Genomic DNA, 23,595 nt, shown 5'->3' on the forward strand with positions numbered 1-23,595 from the left:
GCGCCCCATGTGGCTGGTGCTCTGCGACCCGGCGGACCGGGCCGCCGTGTGGGCCCACCAAGGGCTGCGCGAACGCGGGCTGGCGCCGCTGGAACTGCTCTCCCCGCAGACCCTGCTCGGCTCCACCAGGACGGCGCACCGCGTCGACCGCCTCGGCGCGCGCTTCGAACTCACCCTGCCCGACGGGCGCGTCCTGGACAGCCGTGACGTCGACGGCGTGCTCAACCGGGTGGCCTCCGCGCCCTTCGGATACCTGCCGTTCACCACGCACGCCGACGCCACGTACGCCGCCCAGGAGCTGAGCGCGCTCCTGCGCAGCCTGCTCACCTGCCTCGCCCCGGTCTCCGTCAACCCGCCCGGCGGGTACGGGCTGTGCGGAGCCTGGCGCTCGACCGCGGAGTGGACCACGCTCGCGATCAGGGCCGGGCTGCCGGTCCCGCCGGCCCGGATCTCCAGCAGCCCCGACGTCGAGCCGCGCAGGCCCCCGGCCGGGCGCGGCGACGTCCTGGTACTCGGCGAGCACGTCTTCGGCGCGCCCGCGGCCGAGGACGAGGAGCCGTACCTCCGGCTCGCCCGGCTCGCCGAACTCGACCTGCTCGGCGTCGACCTCCACCGCGAGAACGGGGAACCGGCGGTCTTCGCGGGCGCGAGCCCGCTGCCCGACCTCCGCCCGGGCTGCGATCCCTTCCTCGACCGCCTGCTCAAACACCTCACCGCGCTCTCGCCGGGTGCGCCGTGATCGTCCTCTGCGGCATCGCCAGCGAGCCGCCGGTCGCCCGGATCACCGCCGAGCTCGACGCTCTCGGCCTGCCGTTCGCCATGCTCCACCAACGGCGCTTCCAGGAGCTGCCGTTGGAGCTGGAGGCCACCGGCACCGCCGTCCGGGGGCGGATCCCGTACGACGGCGGATCCGTCGACTGCGGCGACGTCACCGGCGTCTACCTCCGGCTGATGGACTGGCGCAGACTCCCCGAGGTCCTCGGGGCGGGCGAGTCCACGGTGCGCGGCTGCGAGTCCTGGCACACGGCCGTGAGCACCTGGTCGGAGCTCACCCCGGGTTGCGTGATGAACCGGGAGAGCGCGATGGCCTCCAACATGTCCAAGCCCCACCAGGCCCAGCTGATCCAGCGGTCCGGATTCCTCGTCCCGGAGACGCTGGTGACCAACGACCCGGACGACGTCCAGGAGTTCAGGAAGCAGCACGGCGAGTTGGTCTACAAATCGATCAGCGGGGTCCGTTCGATCGTCCGGATCCTCGACCGGCAGGCCCTCGACCGGCTGCCGCTCATCCGCTACTGCCCGGTGCAGTTCCAGCGGTACGTCACCGGCACCAACGTCCGGGTGCACACGGTCGCCGACCAGGTGTTCGCCACCCGGGTCGAGACCGACCGGGTCGACTACCGCTACGCCCACAGCGACGGCGGCCACGCCGAACTCTCCGCCTGGCAGCCCCCCGACGAGCTCGCCGAACGCTGCCTGCGCCTGGCAGCACGACTGGGGCTCGAACTCGCCGGCATCGACCTGATGCTGGCCGACGACGGCGAGGTCTACTGCTTCGAGGTCAACCCCTGCCCGGCCTTCACCTACTACGAGGCCCACACCGGCCAACCCATCGCCCGTGCCGCCGCCCTGGCCCTCGCCGGGCGCTGAGGAGAAGGAGACTCCGATGGCCCAGCTCGTCCTCACCGGCCAGATCCAAGACCAGACCAGCACCCTGTGCAACTTCACCATCGCCGTCGACGGCGGCGCCCCGGTCGGACCGGACAGCGTCGTCCTGGACCAGTCGATCTTCACCATCCCGGACACCGACACGGCGATCGACATCGAGGCGGACGCCGTCGACCAGGCCAAGTACGGCACGCTCACCGCCCACCTCGACATCGACTCCACCGGCACCGTCCAGGCCACCTTCCCCCCGGTGAACAGCAACTGGCCCGACCCGACCGTCACCTCCTCGGCCATCGGCCAGACCATCGCCATGACCGCCTTCTTCGCGCCGCTCCGCGACGCCACCGAGCAGGCGCGGGTCAGCCTGGCCCAGACCGGCTCCGACTACCCGGGCAGTCCGCCCGCCCAGCCGCCCGGCGACATGAGCTTCCGCGCCCCGGGCGTCTCGCTGCCACCGCTGGTCTACGGCGTTCCCTCGGCCATCGACGCCACCGTCATCGCCTCACCGGCGATCGACAGCGGCAACATCCAGGTCCAGACCCAGACCGTGTCGCCCTTCGCCGAGACCGTCGTCCTGCAGCTCCCCGGGATCTCCGCGCCGCAGCTCGTCGCCGTCCACTGGCCGGACGGCGTCTCCCGCGACCCGGGCGCGCCGCCCGCCCCGTTCCTGGTCTACTTCCACGCCGGCATGGCCCAGAACTCCCCGGAGTTCTACGACGACCCCCGCGACCGCCACGACCCGGTCACGGGCAACACCTACCCCTTCGGCTGGGACTACCAGTTCCACGGCCTGCTCAAGTACCTCCAGTACATCGACGACCCCTTCCTCACCAACCCCTTCGCCAAGGGCCTCGGACTCCAGCTGACGGCCTCCGGACGGAACGTCGTGCTGGTCCTGCCCCTGATGCGGGTCGCCGGCCGCCCCTGCGACGAGATCGGGTCCTTCGCCGACGCCGCCTTCCTCCAGGAGTACCTGCCGGAGATCCAGGCCTTCATGTTCCGGCGCAAGGGCAACTTCCAGTCCGGACCGATCGGCCGACTCGGCATGGCCTCCTTCAGCAGCGGCCACGCAGCCCTGACCTGCTTCCTCGGCAACGCCACCAACCAGGCCCACTCCCTGTACCTGGACACCCTCCAGGAGGTCTACCTGTTCGATCCGCACGCCGACCTGGTGTCCGAAACCCTCCCGCCACTGACCCAGGTCGCCGCCTGGGCCGCCCGCGGCAGCTCCGACACCAAGGTCGCCCGCCTCTACACCCAGAACGACCCCGCCCAACTCGCCCCGCTGCTCGGTCGGCTCGGCGTCGCCGCCCCCGGCCCCGCCCCCTTCGACGCCGCCACCCCGGACGACCGCAACTCCCTCACCTCGCTCCCCCTCGCGGCGTGGAACTCCCTGGCCCTCAAGCTGGGCAGCACCGTCCCCTACGCCAACACCGGCCAGGTGCACCAGGTGGTCCCGGCCCTCATGCTCACCGACGCCCTGCGCCGCAGCCGGTTCTGAGGCACACGCACGCCTCAGCCGAGGCACCTCACCCGGTGGCGATCGATGCGGCCGGGGACGTACGGACGGCGGTCCGCGATCTTGTGGTGATCCGGTGGATCGGTCGGCTCACGCCTGGTACTCGGTGAGATCGATGGCGTGAACGCGCAGCGGATAGCCGTACACCGGGTGTTCCGTCTCACGTTCCGGCACCATGCCGAGCTTGCGAATGACGTTCTCAGAGGCCTCGTCACCCACTCGGTTGATGCTGATGACGCGGTCGAGGCCACGATCCTGGAGTGCGAACTCCAGGGTGGCCTGGGCGGCTTCGGACGCGTATCCCTGGCCCCAGAACTGTCGGCCGAGCCGCCAGCTGATCGCCACGTCCGGCAGTACCTCCGGCAGGAACTCAGGCACGAACAGACCCGTGAAGCCGGCCAGCTCACCCGAGGCCAGCATCTCGACGGCGAAGAGGCCGAAGCCCTCGTCGTCCCACTCCTCCTCCCACCTCTCGATGGCCTCAGCCGTCTCGTCGAGGTCGCGCACCGAGCCGTCGTCGATCCAGCGCATGACCTCCGGGTCGGCGTTGATGTCCGCCATCGGCGCGAGGTCGTCGTCACGCCAGCGACGGAGGAGGAGGCGGGGGGTGTGGATCTCGGTCATGGCGCCCATCTTGCCGGAGGTGAGGGCCTCATCGACAATCGGCTCACCACCGGTGTTGACGGAGTGATGTCAAGGGTTGGCCGGCGCCGCCCCGGTCCTCGAAGGGCCAGCGAGGTCGGCCACTACCAGCTCGGCCGCCCGTACCGGGTCCCCTCCGGCGCGGGTGAGCAGCGGGGCCACGTCGTAGGCCGCGTCGACCATCCCTCGGTGGGTCACTGTCATCCCGTGCACGGGCTGGTAGCGCGGTGAGCTGAGTGCGGCGCCGATGTCGGGGCGCAGCCGCTCCAACTCCACGACGACCGTCCAGGCGTCGTCCTCGATCCGGGCTCGTCGTACCGGGTCGCACGCCTCGATGGCCTGGTCGGTTGCGGGTGGGTCGGGCTCGCAGCCGGCCAGAGCCGGCAGGAGTTCGGGGACGCCCAGGACTGCCGCTGCGTGCAGGGTGAAGCTGTGGGACCAGCCGTCGGAGTACAGCAGTTGCGCGATCAGTGGGACGGCCCGCAGGTCGTGCCGTACGGCCAGCCCTCGCGCGCCCTCCTCCCGGACCTGGCCGCACTCATCGGTGGTGCACTTCCACAGCGCGTCCCTGATGGCGGCCGTGTCCTGCTCCAGTTGGAATCCCAGCGTGAAGGCCGCCCACTCGCGGACCTCGGGGTCCTGGTCCTGGGTGAGCCGGATCAGCGCCCGGATGTCGGGTCCGTCGGGCAGTCCGCTGTTGGTGGAACTGAACGTCGAGGCGACATGCCGCCGCAGGTCGGTGTCCTCGTGTCCGGAAAGCCTTGCCAGCAGGGGAACGGCGCGCGGGTCCTGCGCTCGGCCCAGGGCGCAGACGAGGGAGCTCAGCACGCACGTCTCCGTCTCCGCTTCCGCCAGCGCCATCAGGGCGGTTGCCGCCTCGCCACGCAAAGACTCATGCGCCCCGTCGGCCGCGTATCCCATCAGATCGCAGCCCACCGTCCGCTCCAGGGGATCGGCCGACCCCAGCAGCCCCAGTCCGCCGCGCAATGCGGTCTCCTCGCCCTCCCCCTTCACCGCCTCCCTGACCAGATTCCAGTAGGTGTGGCTGTCGTCGTCCGCCTCCGATGCCTGCGCCACTCGCGCCGCGGTCACCAAGCGCCCCGCCAGCCCCACCGCGTTGTCCATGTGCGCATCCTGCCCGAAGGGCCCGGTGCCGGGTAGTGGGTTTCTCCGTCAGACCCGCACCGGCACTCCGACCGCACCGCCCGTGCGGGGCCAACGGCCGCAGGGTTCGACCAGGCGCCTGCACCGGCGCCACCGCCCGCCATCGTCCGAAAACAGACGGTTGTCGGTAATGAACGGTTGTGTTCCCTATCTCCCCGGGGCTACGGTCGGTGGTAGCGAACGGACTCCGTTCACCCACCGTCGTTCGACCCCACGCCATTGGGGGACCCTGCCATGGCAACCCCGCGCACCCTGCCGCTCGCACCGCCCGCGTCCGCGCGACGCGGCCAGCACCCAGGGATAGCCCTCACCGTCATCGCGGCCACCCAGCTCATGGTCGTTCTGGACATCACGATCGTGAACATCGCCCTGCCGCACATCCAGCGGGCCCTGAGCTTCTCCACCACCGACCTGTCCTGGGTGATCAACGCCTACACGCTGACCTTCGGCGGGCTGCTGCTGCTCGGTGGGCGGGCCGGTGACATCCTCGGGCGCCGGCGGGTGTTCATCGTCGGCGTGCTGGTGTTCAGCCTGGCCTCGCTGCTCGGCGGGGTCGCCCAGAACGCCCCCTGGCTGCTGGCGGCCCGGGCGTTGCAGGGCGTGGGCGGGGCGATCGCCTCGCCGACGGCGCTGGCGCTGATCGCCACCAACTTCAAGGAGGGCCCGGAACGCAACCGGGCCTTCGGCGTCTACTCCGCCGTGGCCGGTGCGGGCGGTGCGGTGGGTCTGCTGCTCGGCGGCATGCTGACCTCCTGGCTCTCCTGGCGCTGGGTGCTGTTCGTCAATGTGCCGATCGGCATCGCGATCGCACTGCTGGCGCCGCTCTACATCAACGAGTCCGAACGGCACCCCGGGCGCTTCGACCTGCCCGGCGCGTTCACCGCCACCGCGGGCATGGTCTCGCTGGTGTACGGGTTCATCCGGGCCTCCGACCACGGCTGGACGGACGCCGTCACGCTGACCGCCTTCGGCCTGGCCGTACTGCTGCTGGCGGCCTTCCTGCTGAACGAGCGGCGGGTGGCGCAGCCGATCACCCCGCTGCACCTGTTCCGCGACCGCAACCGCTCCGGCGCGTACGGGCTGATGCTGTGCGTGGCCGCGACGATGTTCAGCATCTTCTTCTTCATCACCCTGTTCGTGCAGGAGATCCTCAACTACAGCCCGCTGCGGGCCGGTTTCGCGTTCCTGCCGATCAGCGTGGCGATCGTGGCGGCCGCCCAGTTCGCGGCCCGCAACCAGCTGCGGTGGGGACCCAAGCCGTTCCTGGTGACCGGCTCGGCGCTGGTGCTCGCCGGGGTGTTCTGGGCGACCAGGATCGACATCCACAGCACCTACGCGGGCGGCATCCTCGGGCCGACGCTGCTGTTCGGCTTCGGGATGGGCTCGATCTTCGTGCCGGTGATGCTCACCGCCGTCTCGCACGTGGCGCCGCACGAGACCGGCGCGGCCACCGGCATGCTCAACACCACGCAGCAGGTGGGCGGTTCGCTCGGCCTGTCGATCCTGGTCACGGTGTACGGCACCGCCAGCCGCAACGAGGCCAAGCAGCAGGTCGGGGCGTTCCTGCGGCAGGCGACGCCGGGGCAGGCCCTCCAGTTCAAGGCGAGCGGGAAGCTGCCGGCGCCGTACTCCTCGGAGGTGCTGGTGCACGGCATCGCGACGGCCTTCCAGCTGGGGCTGGTGTTCGCGTCGCTGGCGGTGCTGATCGCGGTGTTCGTCATCAAGGTGCGGCGGGTGCCCGAGGCGGCGAGCGTCAGCCCTTCGGGGGGCGGTACTTGACAGGGTGTCGGGGCGTCCAGGACAGTCCTTTTACGCACATGGTTTTCATCTTCGTTAACCATTCCCCGTCCGCGCCCAGCGCGCGCCCGCGAAAGAGGACCCCCATGTCGCTCGACGTCTCCCCCGCCCTGCTCGACCAGGCCCGCGCCGGCCACGTGGAGCAGGCCGACTTCCTCGACACCGTCCGCGCCTCGCTCCCCTACGCCTACCAGGTCGTCGCCGGTCTCAGCACCGAACTCGCTGCCACCGAGGACGAGTTCACCACCGACAACACCACGCCCAGCGACGAGCAGCGCGCCCAGCTGCTGCGCGCGCTGGCCAGCAACGCCATCCGCGGCAGCCTGGAGGAGCACTTCGGCGTGAAGCTGGCCTTCGTCAACTGCCACCGGGTCGGCGCCTTCCGCCCCGGCGCGGAGTCCAGCGAGGCGTACCGGGAGTTCACCTCGCTGCACAACCAGATCCGCAACCAGAGCCCGGAGCTGCGCAGCTGCTGATCCCCCTCGGTCCCGCCCCCGGCTCCGGCGGGCGCCCGCCCTCCTGGGACGGGGGCCGCCGGAGCGGGGTGCGAACCGGCGCCGCGGCTCCGCCCGTTGCGCCGTGTTGCGCCGGGTTGCGAACCGTTGTCCGGATCGTGCGCCGATCTTGTGGCGCCGCGGACGGCCTGCGTACGGTCGACGGGCACCACCCGTCCGGCCCCCACCGGGGCCGCAAGAGCCCACGCGGAGCCGCCACCATGCCGACCTCCCCACGCCCGCTGCGGAAACTCGGCTTCCTCACCATCGGGCTCTTCGACGAGGCCGACCCGCACCGGGGCCATGAATCCACCCTCGAACTGATCACCCTCGGTGAGCAGCTCGGCTTCGACAGCGCCTGGCTGCGCCACCGCCACCTCCAGTACGGGATCTCCTCCCCCGTCGCCGTCCTCGCCGCCGCCACCCAGCGCACCCGCCGCATCCAGCTCGGCACCGCCGTCACCCCGCTCGGCTGGGAGAACCCGCTGCGGCTCGCCGAGGACCTCGCCACCGTCGACGTGCTCTCCGGCGGCCGGCTCAACCCCGGCTTCAGCGTCGGCCCGCCCGTCCACTACGAGCACGTGCGCGGCGCCCTCTACCCCGACACCGGCGAGCAGGAGGACTTCAGCCCCGCCCGCGCCGAACGCTTCCTCGCCCTGGTGCGCGGCGAGGACGCCTCCGACTTCGCGGGCACCGAGGGCATCGAGGTGTACTCGCGCCGCGTCCAGCCGCACTCCCCCGGCCTGGCCGACCGGCTCTGGTACGGGGCCGCCAGCCTGCGCTCGGCCCGCTGGGCGGGCGAGCACGGGCTCAACCTGCTGACCAGCAGCGTGGTCAAGCCCGAACCCGACGACACTGAACCCGCCGCCGCTGAACCCGACACCGCCGCACCGGACTTCGCCGGCATCCAGGCCTCGCAGATCCGCGCCTTCCGCGCCCACCACCCCGACGGCGAGCGCGCCCGGGTCTCCCAAGGCCTGGTGGTCATCCCCACCGACGGCGCCACCCCGGAGCAGCGCGCCAAGTACCAGGCGTACGCCCTCGCCCGCACCCCGCGCACCCTCGCCCCGCAGGGACCGGCCCGGCTGCTGTTCGCCCCCGACCTGGTCGGCAGCTCCGCGGAACTCGCCGAACGACTGCACGCCCACGCCGGCTACCAGGAGGTCGACGAAGTCGCCTTCGCGCTGCCCTTCAGCTTCGACCACCAGGACTACGTGCAGATCCTCACCGACCTCGCCACCCGGCTCGGGCCCGCCCTCGGCTGGTCGCCCTCGGCGCCCGGGCAGGGCTGAACGGCCGCCGCACCCGATCACCCGGCCGCAGCCTGCCCAGCGCTCACCGCTCACCGCTCACCGCTCACCGGCCGACAGCGTAGCCCTGCATGCCGCGCGGATTGGCGCCCGCCGAGAGCACCCCGGTCTCGGGGTCACGGGCGACGGCGCACAGCCGCCCCTCCGACCACGGCGGTCCGACCGTGACCTGGTGCCCGCGCCGGCGCAGCCGCTCGACGGTGTCCGGGCCGAACCGGGACTCCACGAAGAGGCTGCCGGGCCGGCTGCGGCGCGGGTGGAAGGAGCTGGGGAAGCCCTCGGTGTGCCAGTTCGGGGCGTCGATCGCGCCCTGGAGGTCGAGCCCGCCGCGCACCGGTGGGCGCAGCGCGGCGGCGAGCAGGAAGTGCAGGCTCCACTGGTCCTGCTGGTCACCGCCCGGGGTGCCGAAGGCCAGCACGGGTCGGCCCTCGCGCAGGGCGAGCGAGGGCGAGAGGGTGGTGCGCGGACGGCGGCCCGGGGTGAGGGAGTTCGGCAGTCCGGGGGTGAGCGAGGCCATCTGGAGCCGGGTGCCGAGCGGGAAGCCGAGGCCCGGGACGACCGGGTTGGACTGGAGCCAGCCGCCGCTCGGGGTGGCGGAGACCAGGTTGCCCCAGCGGTCGACCACGTCCAGGTGGCAGGTGTCGCCGCGGGTGGTGCCGTCCGTGCCGACGGTCGGCTCGCCCGCCCCGGGGGCGTCCCGCCCGGACGGGTCCTGGGCGCCGGCGTACTCCGCGAGGCGGGGCGCCCGCCCGTCCGGGCTGCCCGGCCGGAGGTCGTGGGACGCCCGATCGGCGATCAGGGCGCGCCGGGCGTCGTTGTACCCGGGCGAGAGCAGCGCCCCGATCGGCACCTCGGCCGCGTCGCCGTACCAGGCCTCGCGGTCGGCCATCGCGAGCTTGGTGCCCTCGACCAGGGTGTGCACGTACTCGGCTTCGTCGAGCTCCGCCAAGTCGGCCGGCAACAGGGCGAGTTGCTGGAGGAACGCCGGACCCTGGCTCCACGGGCCCGGTTTGGCGACCGTCCAGCCGTTCCAGGTGTGCGTCACCGGCTCCTCGTAGTGCGCACTGAACTCCGCCAGGTCGTCCCCGGTCAGGGTGCCCGGGTGGCGCTCGCCGGAGGTGTCCATCGCGGGCCGGGCGGCGAAGCCGGCGAGCGCCTCGGCGATGAAGCCCTCCCGCCAGATCCGCCGGGCGGCGTCGATCTGGGCCTCTCGTCCGCTCCCGGCGGCCTCCGCCTCACGGATCAGCCGCCGCCAGGTCGCGGCGAGCGCCGGATTGGTCAGCAGCGCGCCGGGCTGCGGCGCCCGCCCGCCGGGAAGGTAGAGCTCCGCCGAGGTCGTCCACTCCTTCTCGAACAGCTCCCGCACCGTCTCGACGGTCGTCCCGATCCGCTCGACCGCCGGGTGCCCGTACTCGGCGTAGCCGATCGCGAAGCGCAGCACCTCGGCGAGCCGCCGGGTGCCGTGGTCGCGCAGCAGCAGGAGCCAGGCGTCGAAGGCCCCGGGCACGGCGGCCGCCAGCGGTCCCGTCCCGGGGACGAGCGAGAGGCCGAGCGCGCGGTAGTGCCCGATGCCCGCCCCCGCCGGTGCCGGCCCCTGCCCGCAGAGCACCCGCACCGGCCCGTCCGCCGGCGCCAGGATGATCGGCACCTCCCCCGCGGGGCCGTTCAGGTGCGGCTCCACCACCTGCAGGGTGAAGCCGGCCGCCACCGCGGCGTCGAAGGCGTTCCCGCCGTCCTCCAGCACCGCCATCCCGGCCGCCGAGGCCAGCCAGTGCGTCGACGACACCATCCCGAAGGTCCCCTGCAACGTCGGCCGGGTCGTGAACATCGCTACCCCCTCCGTGCCTGTGCGGCCAGGGCCCGTCTTCAAACCCCCGTCTGCGGGGGTTTGAAGACGAGCTCTAGGAATCCTGGCCGTCCCCGCCGGGCTTGTCACCACCGCGTCGGCGACCGCCTTCCCTGGCGGGCCCCGGACGGCCCTCGACGCCGGGCGGGGCCCGGACGGAGCGGGCTTCGGCGCGGGCCGGCGCGGGAAGCGTTCCCGGGCGGGGGAATCCGGAGCAGAGGAGGACGGTATGAACCAGAGCGACGGCACGTTCCCGGACGGGCCGGCGGGGACGGCGGCCGGGAGCGGCGGAGGCGATCCCGACGAGCGCCTCCGCCGGTCCAACGCCTTCCTGGTGGACGAGATCCTCGGCTTCCTCCACCCCGCCGCGCTGCGCGCCGCCGCCGAGGTGGGTGTGGCCGACCACCTCGCGAAGGGCCCCGGCACCCCCGCCGAGCTGGCCGCTGCCACCGGTACGGACGCCCGCGGCCTGTACCGGGTGCTGCGGCTGCTCGCCACCCGGGGCGTGGTGGCGGAGGACGAGTCGGGCCGTTTCGCGCTGACCGAGGCCGGGCAGGCGCTGCGCAGCGACGTCCCGTACTCCGCACGGGCGGCCGTGCGGATGCTCAGCGACCGCACGATGTGGCGGCCCGCCGGGGAGTTGACCCGCTGTCTCACCGAGGGCGGCTCGGCGTTCGACGAGATCTTCGGCATGCCGTTCTTCGACCACTTCGCCCAGGACTCGCGCACCGCCGACGTGTTCCACGTGGGCATGGCGGCGATGTCCGACGCGGAGAACGCCGCCATCGCCGCCGCCTACGACTACCCGGAGAGCGGCACCGTCGTGGACGTCGGCGGCGGCCACGGCGGCCTGCTGTCGGAGGTGCTGCTCCGCAACCCCGGGCTGACCGGTGTCCTCTACGACCGCGCCCACGTCATCGCGGGCCACCGCCTGGGCGCGGCCGAGGAGTTGGCGGGGCGCTGGAGCCTCGCGGAGGGCGACTTCTTCACCGCCGTGCCGCCCGGCGACGTCCACCTGCTCAAGCGGATCACCCACGACTGGGACGACGAGCAGTGCGCGACCCTGCTGGGCCACTGCCGACGCGCCCTGCGCCCGGGCGGCCGGGTCCTGGTGCTGGACGCGGTGGTCCCGCGCGGCAACGCCCCGCACCAGTCCAAGGCGCTGGACCTGATGATGCTGGCCTCGCTCGGCGGCCGCGAGCGCACCGAGGAGGACTTCGCGGAGCTCTTCGGGAACTCCGGCCTGCGCCTCTCCCGGGTCATCTCCACCCCGACGGTGCTCTCCGTGGTGGAGGCCGTCCCGGCCTGACGTACCACCCGCGCCGCCGCGACGAACAGGAGCAGTCGGGAGCAGCCAGGAGCAAACAGGATCCATCACAAGTCGACATCCCTACACATCGTAACCCTTTCGCTCTGTACGACGAAAACTGAATGAAAACTCTTGTTCGCCTCTGACGGAGGTCGCTACATTCCTCCTCGGCCGCCTGCCAGACCGGCGGCGCAGCGGCGACCCGACCCCGGGAACCGCTGAGACATCCGCGCGCCCCCTGTTCCCCGGTGCGGGCAGCGCGTCTCGAGGGAGGAAGACCCGGACATGGGTGGCAGAGTCGTGGGCGGGCCGAGTCGGCGCGGATTCCTGAAGGGACTGGGAGCCGCGGCCGTGGCCGCCGCCGGGGCCCCGGTCCTCTCGGCGTGCAGCGGTTCGGGGGCCGGAGCCGACGTCACCGGAGGCTCCGGCACCCCGTCCGGCTCGATCACGGTGTGGAGCTGGAAGAACCCGGCCGCCGAACTCAAGGCCCTGGTACCGGCGTTCAACGCGGTCTACCCGGACGTCAAGGTCACGGTGCAGGACATCGGCAACCCCGCGATCTGGGACAAGATCACCATCGCGATGGCGGCCGGCGGGCAGGGCCTGGGCGACGTCCTGCACCTCGGCGTGGACTACCTGCCCAGCTACATCGAGAAGTTCCCCGGCGGGCTGGCCGACCTCTCGAAGCTGGGCGCGGGCAAGTACGCCGGCGCCTTCGCGCCGGGCCTGTGGCAGACCGTCTCCCGCGGGGACAAGGTCTACGCGCTGCCCTGGGAGGCGAACGCCGCCGGCTTCTTCTACCGCGCCGACCTCTTCAGGACCGCGGGCGTGGATCCCACCGCGCTGGCGACCTGGGACGACGTCGTCGCCGCCGGGAAGAAGGTCAAGGACGCCACCGGCACCGCCCTGCTGGCCGTGGACCGCTCCGCCTCCCAGGCCGACTCGGCCAACCTGTTCCAACTGCTGCTCCAGCTCCAGGGATCCTTCTACTTCAACCTGGACGGGAAGATCACCCTCAACTCCCCCGAGGCCGTCCGAGCGCTCACCCTGATCAAGGAGCTGAACGACGCGGGCCTGGTCCTCGACGCCCCGGGCGCACCCGGCGCCCCCGGCTACGACGGCGTGGTGAAGGCCGGAAAGGTCGCGGTCTGCCCCAACCCGGCCTGGTACGGCGGCTACCTGGAGACCTTCGCCCCCGAGCAGAGCGGCGACTGGCAGCTGATGCTCCCGCCCGCCGTCACCCCCGGCGGCTCGCGCTCGGCGATCGTCAACTCCACCCACCTGGCCGTCTCCGGCAGCAGCAGGAACCAGCGGGCCGCGTTCGCCTTCGCCGAGTTCGCCCTCACCCGCCCCTCCTCCCAGGTGCAGGTCTTCAAGGCGAAGGGCATCTTCCCGGCGCTGCTCGACGCCTACCAGGACCCGGCCTTCCACGGGGCCGACGCGTTCTTCGGCGGGCAGAAGTACGCCGAGGTCCTCATCGACGAGCTGTCCAAGCCGTCGGTGGCGACCAACTACACCGCCGACTACGCCCGGGCCCTCAAGGCCATCGACGACGCCCAGACCAAGGTGCTGATGCAGGGCGCCGACCCGGCCGCGGTGCTGAAGGCGGCCGCCGAGCAGCTCGCCCGGCAGACCCGGCGGTCGCAGGCATGAGCACCACCTCGCTCGGCGCACCGGCCGGCCCCGCCGCCGGGGGGCGCCCCGCTCCGCGACGCGGTCGGCGGCGCACCGCCCGGCCCGCGCCGTACCTGTTCGTGCTGCCCGCGCTCGCGCTGTTCGCGGCGTTCCGGCTCTACCCGATCGGCTGGTCGTTCGTCCTCAGCCTGTACCACACCGACGGCATGGCGCAGACCTGGGCCGGGCTCGACAACTACCGTCGTCTGCTGGACGATCCGCTGTTCTGGAAGGCGTTGGGCAACACCGCGCTGATCCTGGTCGGCCAGGTGCCGGTCATGCTGGCGCTCGCGCTCGGCCTCTCGGTGGCGCTCAACTCCGCGCTGTTGCGCTGGAAGCCGCTCTTCCGGCTCGCCTTCTTCCTGCCGGTGGTGACCGGTCTGGTCACCTACGGACTGCTGATCGGCGCGCTGCTCAACCAGGACTCGGGCGCCGTCAACTGGCTGCTGGAGCTGGTCGGCCTGCCCCAAGTGCACTGGCTCACCGACCCGTTCTGGGCGCGGGTGTCCATCATGCTCGCGCTGACCTGGCACTACACCGGCTACAACGCCGTCATCTACCTGGCCCGGCTGCAGGGCATCCCGGCGGATCAGTACGAGGCCGCGGCCGTCGACGGCGCCGGCCCCTGGCGCCGGTTCTGGCACGTGACCCTGCCCGGTCTGCGCCCCGCCCTGCTGCTGACCGTGGTGCTGTCCACCATCGGCACCCTCCAGCTGTTCGACGAACCGTTCATCATGACCGGCGGCGGCCCGGACAACGCGACCACCACCATCGGCGTGTACCTGTACCAGACCGGCTTCCGCTACTTCGACTTCGGCTACGCCTCGGCGATCGGCTACGCCCTGGTGCTGATCATCGCGGTCTTCGGTGCCCTCCAGGTCAAGTTCGCCAAGGAGGAGGACTGATGGCCACCACCCCCAGCCCCACCAACCACCGCCCCGCCACCCCTCGCCCCGCCAACCACCGCCCCGCCCCGCGCGCGTCCCGCCGCGGCCAGGTGCTGCTGACCGGCGGCATGCTGGTGCTGCTCGCCTTCACCGTCGCACCGCTGTACTGGCTGGTGATCGCCGCCACCCACACCTCGCACGACGTCTTCGGCCGCCCGCCGCACCTGCTGCCCGGCGGCGCGCTCGGCTCGAACCTCGGCCACCTCCAGGAGTCCGTGGGCTTCGGCCGGGTCGTGCTCAACTCCGTGCTGCTGTCCCTCGGCTACACGGTGCTCGGCGGCACCGTCTGCACGCTGGCCGGCTACGGCTTCGCCAAGTACCGCTTCCGCGGCCGGGGCTTCCTGTTCTCCGTGCTGCTGCTGGCCCTCGTGGTGCCCACCCAGCTGACCGTCGTCCCGCTGTTCAAGATGATGGTGGACCTCGACTGGCTCAACACCTGGCAGGCCGTGCTGCTGCCCAACCTCGCCCTGCCGTTCGGCGTCTTCCTGATGCGCCAGTCGATGCGGGCCCTGCCGGACGAACTGCTCCAGGCCGGACGGATCGACGGCTGCGGCGAGCTGGGCCTGTTCTTCCGCATCGCGCTGCCGACCATGCGGCCGGCCCTGGCGGCGCTGGCGATGTTCCTCTTCCTGTTCCAGTGGAACGACTTCCTCTGGCCGCTGGTCGTGCTGCGCGACCAGTCCTCGTACACGATCCCGGTCGCGCTGGCCGCGCTGACCGGCAGCATCGACGTCGACTACGGCCAGCTCCTCACCGGGACGGCCGTCGCGGCGGTGCCGATGGCCGTGCTCTTCCTCTTCCTGCAGAAGCACTTCGTGTCGGGAATGCTCGCCGGAGCCGTCAAGCAGTGACCGGCCCCCAGCGCACCGAACCCCGACAGCGCACCGAACCCCGGCCCGAACCCGAACCCGTCCCAGAGAGGCCCCCCGTGGAAACCGGCACCCTCGACCCCGCCGCGCTGCCCACCTTCACCCCGGACCAGTGGGCCCGGAGCCCGCACGAACTCCGGCTGCACGGCGTGCGGATCACCGTGCACGCCCCCGGCGGCGCCGTCGAGCTGACCGCCCGGGACGGCTCCGAAGCCGTCGTCACGGCCTCCGCCGCCACGGAGGTGACGGTCCGTCTGGACGTCCCGCTCGGCGACGCGGCCGGCTACTGGCACCCGAACGCCGGCTGGGAGCGCAGCCTGCCGGCCGACTGGTCGCCGTGGCGCACGGTCTCCCTGGTCGACTCCGCCCCCGTCGGCTGCCTCTACGACACCGCCGGGCGCGCCGTGCTCGCCTTCGCCACCGACCGCACCGAGCAGGTGACGGCGCTGCGGTTCGGGGTCTCCGAGGAGCACAAGCGCTTCGGCGTCTGGCTGCGCTTCCCGCTCCCGGCCGGCCGGAGCCACCGGCTGCGGCTGGCCGCACCGGGCGGCACCTTCGCCGCCGCGCTGCGGGAACTGCGCGACTGGTTCGCCGCCCTCCCCGGCGGGCGGCCCCTGCCCACCCCCGCGTTCGGCCGCACCCCCGTCTACTCCACCTGGTACGCCTTCACCCAGGACGTCGACGCCGCCGGCGTCGAGCGCGAGGCCGAACTCGCCGCCGCGATCGGCTGCGGCCAGCTCTTCCTGGACGACGGCTGGCAGCTGCACGCCAACGGCCGCGGCTACGCGGGCTGCGGCGACTGGCGGCCCGACCCGGAGAAGTTCCCCGACCTGCCCGGCCACGTCGCAACCGTCCGCGCCATGGGCCTGCGCTACACCGCGTGGATCGCCCCGCTGCTGCTCGGCGAGCGCTCCGCGGCCCACCGGCAGTGGTCCCGCTTCGCCCCGCACCACAGCCACCGGCTCGACTGCCGGATCCTCGACCCCCGGCACGCCGAGGTCCGCGACCACGTCGTGCGCACCTGCCGGGAGGTCGTCGACGCCCACGGCCTGGACGGCCTGAAGATCGACTTCCTGGACGAGGCCGCCCACTACACCGGCGCGCCGGCCCCCGCGCACCCGGGCCCCGGCTTCGTCCCCGACGTCGGCGAGGCGATGGCCCTGCTGCTGGGCCGGCTGCGCGAGGAACTGCACGGGCTGCGCGGCGACGAGTTCGTCATCGAGCTGCGCCAGTCCTACACCGGCCCGGCCATGACCGCGTACGGCAACCTGCTGCGCGCCAACGACTGCCCGGCCGACGCCCTGGCCAACCGGGTCCGGACGCTGGACATCGGCCTGCTCGCCCCCGGCGGAGCCGTCCACTCCGACATGCTGATGTGGGATCCGAGGGCGGCCCCGGAGGCCCTCGCCCGACAGGTCCACGGCGCCCTGTTCGCCGTCCCGCAGATCTCCGCCCGGCTCGCCGAACTCCCGGCGCCGCACCGCGAGGCCCTCGCCTTCTGGCTGGCCACCTGGCGGCGCCTCAGCCCGGCCCTCACCGGCGGCCACTACGAGCCCGGCCGCCCCGACGAGCTCTACCCGCAGGTCAGCGCCCGCCACGGCGAGCAGTGGGTGATCGCCGACTACACCGGCCGACCGGTCGCCCTGCCCGTCGGACCCTGGCGCAGCCTCACCCTGATCAACGCCTCCACCGCCGACCGGCTGCTGCTGGAGGTCGCGGAGGCGCCCCGCCGGGTCCGGATCGAGGCCTACGACGCGGCGGGCCGGCCGCGGCCGCCCGTCGGCCTCGACCTCGCTCCCGGCCTGCACTCCCTCCCCGTTCCGCCCGGTGGCCTGTGCCGGTTCGAAGAGGACACCGAATGACATAGTTACCGCCGAGCCGAGAGCAAGCGAAGAGCAGGAGTTGGGGACCGCAATGGAGCACGAGAAGGTCGGGATCGTCGAGGTGGCCGAGCGCGCGGGGGTGAGCGTGGCGACCGTCAGCCGGGTCCTGAACCGCAAGACGGGCGTCTCGCAGAAGACCCGCCAGGCCGTCGAGCGGGTGCTGGAGGAGCTCGGGTACGAGCGCAGCATCACCGGCGGCGGCATCATCGGGGTGATCACACCCGGTCTGTCGATCCCGATCTTCGGCGTGCTGGCCGAGAAGATCGGCCTCGCCCTGGCCCCCCACGGCCTGCGCGCCGTCGTCTGCCCCGCCCTGCCGGGCGGCGTCCAGGAGCGGGACTTCCTGAAGTCGCTGCTGGACCTCGGCGCCAGCGGCATCGTGTTCTGCTCCGCCAGCAACACCCTCGACACCGTCGACCCCGAACTGGTACCGCTGCTGGAGAGCCGGGCCGTCCCCTATGTGTGCATCAACGGCCGCTTCGAGGAGGGCAGTTCGGTCGCCTACTCGACCGACGACGGCTACGCCGCCGAACTCTCGGTGCGCCACCTGCACCAGCTCGGCCACCGCCGGATCGGCATGGCCGCCGGGCCGGTCGGGAACCGCCCGGCCGACCGGCGGGTCGAGGGATACCGCGCGGCGATGGCCGCCCTCGGGCTCGACACCGAGGGGCTGATCGTGCGTCAGACCTACTCCGTCGAGGGCGGCCAGTTCGCCGCCGAGCAACTGCTCGACCAGGGCGCCCGCGCGGTGATCGCCTGCAGCGACCAGATGGCCCTCGGGGCGATCCGCGCCGCCCGCCGTCAGGGCCTCGCCGTCCCCGGGGACGTCTCGGTGATCGGCTACGACGACGGCCCGCTGATGGAGTTCACCGACCCGCCGCTGACCACCGTGCGCCAGCCCGTCGACCGGCTGGCCGCCGAGGTCGCCCGCGGCCTGGTCGGCCTGCTGTCCGGGCGCCAAGTCCCGGTCGGCGAGCTGATGTTCCAACCCGAGGTCGTCGTGCGCGGCACGACCGGCCCCCACCACGACCGGCGGCCGCCCGCCTAAGGCGCGTCCTGCGGCCGCCGGGCCGCCGGGGAGCACAAGCCCCCCACACCGATGTCGGAGGACCCATGCCCCACCTCTCCAGCCGCCGCGTCCACGCCCACCTGGGCCTGATATCACTGGCCGCGAGCGCCCTCGGCCTCGTGCCCGCCACCGCGGCCCACGGTGCGACCGGCACGCCCGTCGTCCCCGGCAGCAGCTACGCCCTGGCCTCCGGCGCGACCGGCCAGTGCCTCGGCGGCCTGTGGGCCGCCACCGCCGACCGCACACCGGTCGTCCAGCAGCCCTGCCAGGGGCTGCTGGACCAGAGCTGGCAGCTCACCCCCGACGGCACCGGCGGCTACACCATCGCCAACCGCGCCGCCCACACCTGCCTGAACGTCCAGGCCGGAGCCACCACCCCCGGCACCCCGATCATCGAGTACGCCTGCAACGGCGGGGCCAACGAGCGGTTCACCCTCACCACCGCGCCCGACGGCGCCACCCTCCTCCACCCGCAGAACAGCGCGCTCTGCCTCGACCTGCCGGGCGGCTCCCCGACCCCCGGCCTCCGGCTCCAGCAGTACCCCTGCCACGGCGGCGCCAACCAGCGGTGGCTGCTCACCCGCACCGACCCGCTGACCTTCGCCGACCCCGGCTTCGAACCGGGCGCCGGCGGCTGGACGTTCACCGCCCACACCGGCACCGCCACGAACAACCCGCACAGCGGCTCCGGCCTGGCCTACCTCGACGCCGGCACCGGGTACCGGATCAGCCAGAGCATCACCGCGCCCCGGAACGGCAGTTACGACGTCAGCGCCTGGATCGCCGCCGGCGCCGCCGGCGGCACCCTCACCGTCCAGGTCAACGGCGGCACCGCCGGCTCGCTGACCCTCCCGGCCCAGACCACCTACGCCCTGTACACCGTGCCCCGCGTCCAGGTGCGCGCCGGTGACACCGTCACCCTGGCGATCGGCTCCGCCCCCGGCGGCTGGGTCAACGCGGACGACGTCACCGTCACGCCGTCCGCGCCCAACGACCCGCAGATCAGCTCCGCCAACCCGACGGTCACCGCGCTGTTCGACTGGGCCAAGACCAAGGCCAACTCCTTCGCCACCCAGCCCGGCGTCACCGGCCCGATCAACGGCGACGCCACCCGGCAGGGCGTCTACTCCAACACCGTCTGGGCCGGCTACCCCTTCCGCCCGTACTACTACTCCCGGGACTTCGCCCACCAGCTGGTCGGCGCGCACCTGCTCGGCCTCGACGCCGCCAACAAGACCATGCTGCGCTCCTTCGCCGCCTCGGCCACCCCCGGCCAGGGCTACGACCCGTACTGGTCCGTCAACTTCGACGCCAGGACACCCGGCGCGATCGACTACAACGGCCCGACCTCCTTCGTCCGCGAGCTGCCCGCCGCCTTCGAACTCGCCCAGAAGGTCAACGACGCCTACACCTGGACCGGCGACCCGGACTACCTCCACGACCCGGCCCTGTCCACCTTCGTCGCCAACACCGTCGGCCCGTACGTCAGCGGACACACCGGCCCGATCGACAACGGCGGCACGCCCGTCGCCCAGGCGACCAGCGGCGACATCTTCCAGGGCGTGGCCAGCTACAACGAGAACGGCGCCACCCTCGCCGAGTCCGGCGACGCCATCGGCTCCCAGTACCAGGCCTACCTGGCCGCCGCCGCCCTGGCCGGCGCCAACGGCGACACCGCCCGTGCCCGCGCGTACACCGACGCCGCGGCGAAGCTGAAGAGCTACTACAACTCCACCTGGAGCGTCGACCCGGCCGACCCCGCCAAGGTGGTCCGCGCCTACGACGTCAACGGCACCGCCTACACGGACTGGGGCAAGGAGAACTCCTGGTTCATGCCACTGAAGGACATCATGGACCCGGGCCCCCGCCGGGACGCCTACCTCGACTTCATCGACGCCCAGGCCTCCGGCCCCGGCGCCCCCGGCAACCTCGAAGCGGACACCTACCTGCCCGACGTCTTCTTCGCCCACGACCGGGGCGCCACCGGCTGGAAGTGGATGCAGTACGTCTACGCCAACGTCAACGCCTCGCACGGCGGCTTCCTCAACGCCGACTACCCCGAGATCTCCTACACGCTCCTCGGCCAGACCGTCCAGGGCCTGCTGGGCGTCCAGCCCGACTCCGGCGCCGACGCGCTCACCACCACCTCCCGGCTCCCGGAGGACATCGGGTGGCTCCAGCTCACCTCCATCCCGGTCGGCGGCCACACGGTGACCCTGCGGCACGACGGCACCACCGGCTCCACCCTCACCAACACCTCCACCGGCGGCAGCCTCAGCTGGACGGCCCGCTTCCCCGGCAGCCACACCGGCATCACCGTCGACGGCACCGCCCGACCCGTCCGCACCGTGACCGTCGACGGCACCACCTACACCTGCGCCACCGTCACCGTCGCCGCCGGACAGACCACGGTCGTCCGGGTCACCGGCTGATCCGCTCCCCCGGCTCCGCCCGACGGCGGCACCGCCACCGGGTGACCAGCGCAGAACCTCTAGGCTCGCCCGGATGGATGTCGACGCGCGAGGGAGTGACAGCGTGGTCCAGGTACCGGTGCCGCCGTTGGGCGGCTACGAGTCCGGCCGGCTCTTCCACCGGCTGCTGCAGCTCTTCCTGCGGGACCTCAAGGAGGCCGGGCAGCCGGTCGGCCTCCACCAGTACCTGCTCGGTGCCGTGGTGCAGCTGCACGAGCCCGCCCGGGCCGAGGGCAGGGACGCCGACCCGCGGCAGCCGCGCTGCGCGTGCTGCCGCACGCCCTACCCGTGCCGCACGGTGCTCGGCGTGGCGGTGAGCGCCGGGCTGCCGATCCCCTGGGGCTCCCCGGCCGCCGTGGTCCCCGCGCTGCGTGACGCAGGACTGGACCCGCGGCCCGGCGGCGAGGTCACGGCCGAGCAGGTGCAGTGGGCGCGGGGCTGGAGCGCGCGGCGGACGGCGCAGGGGAGTTGGGAGATCGGCATCCCGGTCGACCGGGGCGAGGTCGAGACCCTGTCCGTGCCGGACGACGCGGCGATGGCCCACTACCTGGCCGCGGCGGCGCTCGCCCTGGGCAGCCCGTTCCCGTACGGCTGGGCGGAGGACGCGGCCGAGGCGGCGGCGGTGCGGCCGGCGGCGCACCAGCAGGTGACGGACTGGCGGGAGCGGGTGCGGCTGCCCTACCTGGACGTGCACCGCGAGTACGGGGCGGCCGGCGACGGCGCGAGCTGAGAGCGGACCGCCGCACCGTAGGGTCCCCCGGCCCCGCAAGGGTGATGTCGGAAAGCTGCCAGCCGCCCGCCGACCGGGCTGCTGGACTGGCCGGACACCGACGAACCCGCAACTGGACGGACCTCGTGGACTCGACCATCACCGCCACCCCGCGCCCGGGCAGCACCGCCCTACCGACCCGGTCCCCCGTCATCGAGTGGCTGGCCGTGCTCGCGGTCATGCTGGGGATCTTCTCGATCGTCACGACCGAGATCCTGCCGATCGGCCTGCTCACCTCGATCGGTTCCGACTTCACCGTCTCCGACGGGACGGCCGGGCTGATGATGACCATGCCCGGAGTCCTGGCGGCGGTCTCGGCGCCCCTGGTCACGGCGGCGACCGCGCGCATCGACCGCCGTTCGATGCTGTGCGTGTTCATGCTCCTGCTGGCCCTGGCGAACGGTCTGGCCGCGGTGGCGCCGGACTACTGGCTGGTCCTGGTGTCCCGCGTCCTGGTGGGCGTCACCATCGGCGGCTTCTGGTCGATCGGGGCCGGGGTCGCCGACCGCCTGGTGCCGGCCGAGAAGGTCGGCCGGGCCGTCTCGGTGATCTTCTCGGCCGTCCCCCTCGGGTCCGTGCTCGGGGTCCCGGTCGGCACGTTCATCGGCGACGTGGCGGGCTGGCGGACGGCGTTCGTCGTCATGGGCGTCCTGACGGTCGGCGTGCTCGTCATGCTGCTGCTGGTACTGCCGCCGTTGCCGCCGACCGGGGCCACCCGGCTGAGCGTGCTGGGCGGCCTGTTCCGGGACGTGAACACCCGCTTCGCCCTGCTGCTGACCTTCCTGGTCGTGCTGGCCCAGTTCGGGGCCTACACCTACGTGACCCCGTTCCTCGAACGCGTCACCCACGCGGGTTCCACAGTGATCACCGTCTTCCTGCTGGTCTACGGTGCCGCGGGGATCGCCGGCAACTTCCTCGGCGGTTCGCTGGTCGCCCGGCGCCCCCACGTCGGCTTCGGCGCCGCGGCCGCCCTGCTCGCCGGCGCCACGCTGCTGCTGCCCGTCCTGGGCGGCTCGAAGGCCGGCGCGGTGACCCTGCTGGTGGTCTGGGGCATCGCCTACGGGGCGGTTCCGGTGTCGTCCCGGACCTGGTTCGCCAAGGCGGCCCCGCACGCGCCCGAGGCGGCCTCGGTCCTGTTCACCGCCTCCTTCCAGGCGACGATCTCGCTCGGTGCGCTGGTCGGCGGGAGCGTCGTGGACCGCACCTCCCCGTCCACCGTCATGACCCTCGGTGGCGTCACGGCCGCCCTCGCGGTCCTGGCCGTGGCGGTCCACTTCGCCCGCGGCCTCAGCCGGCCGGGCGGCGGGCGCTCCTGAGCCGCGATGGCCTCCGGCGGACGGCGCCGGACACCCCTGCCGGATCATCATGCGGGATCATGGGGCCGCGGGCTTCGGCGCCGCTGACCCCGCCGGCCTTGCGAAGGAGCACCATGGGAAGACCGTTCGGCCCGCTGACCCACACCTCCGCGGAGGCCGCCTCGGACTCCTCGGCCGCCGCCGCCCAGAGCGGCGCCCAGCGGCTCGAATCGCTCGGCCACGCGGCGCTGTCCTGGACCGACGCCGAGGCCTACCCCCGGGCGCTGGCCCTGCTCGACGAGGTGGCCGCGGCCCGCCGTGCCGGTCCGCTCCCCGGGGAAGCGGACGAGGGCGACCTGGACTGGCTGCTGCCGCTGTACGCGTTCAACCTCTTCACCGCGGGCCGCACCGCGGAGGCCTGGGCCACCGTCGAGGCCGCCGAGGCGTACGCCCGCGGCTCCGGCGGCTCGTACGCGTTCGACCAGCTCGCCGAGTACCTGGCCGACGCCGGACACCTCGAACCCGCGGTCGGCTACTGGACGACCGCGCTCCAGCTGCTGCAGCACGGCGCGGACCCCGAACCCGCCGTGGCGCACGGCCCGGGCCCCGAGCACGAACCGGTCCACCGGATCCGTGCCGACCGCCGCCGGGCGCGCGAACAGCTCGGCCTCCCCGCCGACGAGCACGACCTCGCCCCGCCGCCCGAACCCCGGCGCTCCCGGTTCGGCCGGCTGCTCCACCGTGGCCCGGTGCGAACCGGGGGCTGACCGTCCGCCACGGCCGGTTCGGTCGGGCGTTGGTCAACTGAGCTCTCCTGTCCGGGAGTCCGAGAGTTCGGGAGACCGGAAGACCGGGGGGACCGGTATGCG

19 protein-coding genes are annotated in these 23,595 nt (G+C 72.9%); 16 read left to right on the plus strand and 3 right to left on the minus strand.

The genetic code is table 11. From position 1 onward, the window contains the following. Nucleotides 1-7 precede the first annotated feature (7 nt). Genes ACZ47G_RS10735 through ACZ47G_RS10745 form a run of 3 tightly spaced genes read left to right on the plus strand, consistent with a single transcriptional unit; the run spans nt 8 to nt 3,169 of the window. Complete coding sequence (locus tag ACZ47G_RS10735; RefSeq protein ID WP_465741074.1) at nt 8-739, plus strand: hypothetical protein; 732 nt, start codon at nt 8-10, stop codon at nt 737-739. Next, entirely contained in the window at nt 736-1,650 is a 915-nt protein-coding gene (locus ACZ47G_RS10740) for an ATP-grasp domain-containing protein (RefSeq protein ID WP_465741075.1), read from the plus strand. The genes ACZ47G_RS10735 and ACZ47G_RS10740 overlap by 4 nt, the downstream gene beginning before the upstream one ends. A 16-nt stretch (nt 1,651-1,666) precedes the next feature. After that, nucleotides 1,667-3,169: a hypothetical protein gene (locus ACZ47G_RS10745; protein ID WP_465741076.1), complete on the plus strand. Its 1,503-nt coding sequence runs from the start codon at nt 1,667-1,669 to the stop codon at nt 3,167-3,169. Between the two features lie 108 nt (nt 3,170-3,277). Here the strand turns inward: ACZ47G_RS10745 and ACZ47G_RS10750 are convergent, their stop codons facing one another. Beyond that, entirely contained in the window at nt 3,278-3,811 is a 534-nt protein-coding gene (locus ACZ47G_RS10750; RefSeq protein ID WP_465741077.1) for a GNAT family N-acetyltransferase, read from the minus strand. 69 nt (nt 3,812-3,880) lie between these two features. Then, on the minus strand, nt 3,881-4,954 hold the full coding sequence (locus ACZ47G_RS10755) for a HEAT repeat domain-containing protein (protein WP_465741078.1): 1,074 nt from the start codon (nt 4,952-4,954) through the stop codon (nt 3,881-3,883). 273 nt (nt 4,955-5,227) lie between these two features. Between ACZ47G_RS10755 and ACZ47G_RS10760 the strand changes: the two genes are divergently transcribed. From ACZ47G_RS10760 to ACZ47G_RS10770, 3 genes are all read left to right on the plus strand, one after another. Next, the gene (locus ACZ47G_RS10760) at nt 5,228-6,772 is read left to right on the plus strand and encodes an MFS transporter (protein ID WP_465741079.1); all 1,545 of its coding nucleotides are present in this window, start codon (nt 5,228-5,230) and stop codon (nt 6,770-6,772) included. A 104-nt stretch (nt 6,773-6,876) separates the two neighbouring features. Then, the gene (locus tag ACZ47G_RS10765; protein WP_465741081.1) at nt 6,877-7,266 is read left to right on the plus strand and encodes an SCO5389 family protein; all 390 of its coding nucleotides are present in this window, start codon (nt 6,877-6,879) and stop codon (nt 7,264-7,266) included. A gap of 239 nt (nt 7,267-7,505) precedes the next feature. Continuing rightward, nucleotides 7,506-8,576 carry an LLM class flavin-dependent oxidoreductase gene (locus ACZ47G_RS10770; RefSeq protein WP_465741083.1) on the plus strand — a complete coding sequence of 357 codons (1,071 nt, stop codon included), beginning with the start codon at nt 7,506-7,508 and terminating at the stop codon, nt 8,574-8,576. 64 nt (nt 8,577-8,640) lie between these two features. Here the strand turns inward: ACZ47G_RS10770 and ACZ47G_RS10775 are convergent, their stop codons facing one another. Then, entirely contained in the window at nt 8,641-10,422 is a 1,782-nt protein-coding gene (locus tag ACZ47G_RS10775; protein ID WP_465741085.1) for a gamma-glutamyltransferase family protein, read from the minus strand. A 247-nt stretch (nt 10,423-10,669) separates the two neighbouring features. On the opposite strand from ACZ47G_RS10775, the gene ACZ47G_RS10780 reads away from it, so the two are divergent. The 10 genes from ACZ47G_RS10780 (at nt 10,670) to ACZ47G_RS10825 (ending at nt 23,493) form a co-directional block, all read left to right on the plus strand. Then, complete coding sequence (locus ACZ47G_RS10780; RefSeq protein WP_465741087.1) at nt 10,670-11,749, plus strand: methyltransferase; 1,080 nt, start codon at nt 10,670-10,672, stop codon at nt 11,747-11,749. A gap of 351 nt (nt 11,750-12,100) precedes the next feature. Continuing rightward, a complete protein-coding gene (locus ACZ47G_RS10785; protein WP_465741089.1) occupies nt 12,101-13,402 on the plus strand; it encodes an ABC transporter substrate-binding protein in 1,302 nt (433 codons plus the stop codon). Beyond that, a complete protein-coding gene (locus ACZ47G_RS10790; protein WP_465741091.1) occupies nt 13,399-14,328 on the plus strand; it encodes a carbohydrate ABC transporter permease in 930 nt (309 codons plus the stop codon). The genes ACZ47G_RS10785 and ACZ47G_RS10790 overlap by 4 nt, the downstream gene beginning before the upstream one ends. After that, nucleotides 14,328-15,221 (plus strand): carbohydrate ABC transporter permease, encoded by an 894-nt coding sequence (locus ACZ47G_RS10795; protein WP_465741093.1) that lies wholly within the window; start codon nt 14,328-14,330, stop codon nt 15,219-15,221. Before ACZ47G_RS10790 ends, ACZ47G_RS10795 begins: the two co-directional genes overlap by 1 nt. A 77-nt stretch (nt 15,222-15,298) precedes the next feature. Beyond that, nucleotides 15,299-17,101 carry a glycoside hydrolase family 36 protein gene (locus tag ACZ47G_RS10800; RefSeq protein ID WP_465741095.1) on the plus strand — a complete coding sequence of 601 codons (1,803 nt, stop codon included), beginning with the start codon at nt 15,299-15,301 and terminating at the stop codon, nt 17,099-17,101. A gap of 52 nt (nt 17,102-17,153) precedes the next feature. Next, on the plus strand, nt 17,154-18,170 hold the full coding sequence (locus tag ACZ47G_RS10805; RefSeq protein ID WP_465741097.1) for a LacI family DNA-binding transcriptional regulator: 1,017 nt from the start codon (nt 17,154-17,156) through the stop codon (nt 18,168-18,170). A gap of 65 nt (nt 18,171-18,235) precedes the next feature. Beyond that, nucleotides 18,236-20,623 (plus strand): RICIN domain-containing protein, encoded by a 2,388-nt coding sequence (locus ACZ47G_RS10810; RefSeq protein WP_465741099.1) that lies wholly within the window; start codon nt 18,236-18,238, stop codon nt 20,621-20,623. Nucleotides 20,624-20,696: 73 nt separating this feature from the next. Then, nucleotides 20,697-21,392, plus strand: a complete 696-nt coding sequence (locus tag ACZ47G_RS10815; protein ID WP_465741101.1) for a hypothetical protein — start codon at nt 20,697-20,699, stop codon at nt 21,390-21,392. Nucleotides 21,393-21,610: 218 nt separating this feature from the next. Beyond that, nucleotides 21,611-22,747, plus strand: coding sequence for an MFS transporter (locus ACZ47G_RS10820; protein ID WP_465741470.1), 1,137 nt, complete (start codon nt 21,611-21,613; stop codon nt 22,745-22,747). 113 nt (nt 22,748-22,860) lie between these two features. Beyond that, nucleotides 22,861-23,493: a hypothetical protein gene (locus tag ACZ47G_RS10825; RefSeq protein ID WP_465741103.1), complete on the plus strand. Its 633-nt coding sequence runs from the start codon at nt 22,861-22,863 to the stop codon at nt 23,491-23,493. Nucleotides 23,494-23,595: the final 102 nt, after the last annotated feature.

The sequence above is a fragment of the Kitasatospora sp. NPDC030952 genome, assembly GCF_055571335.1.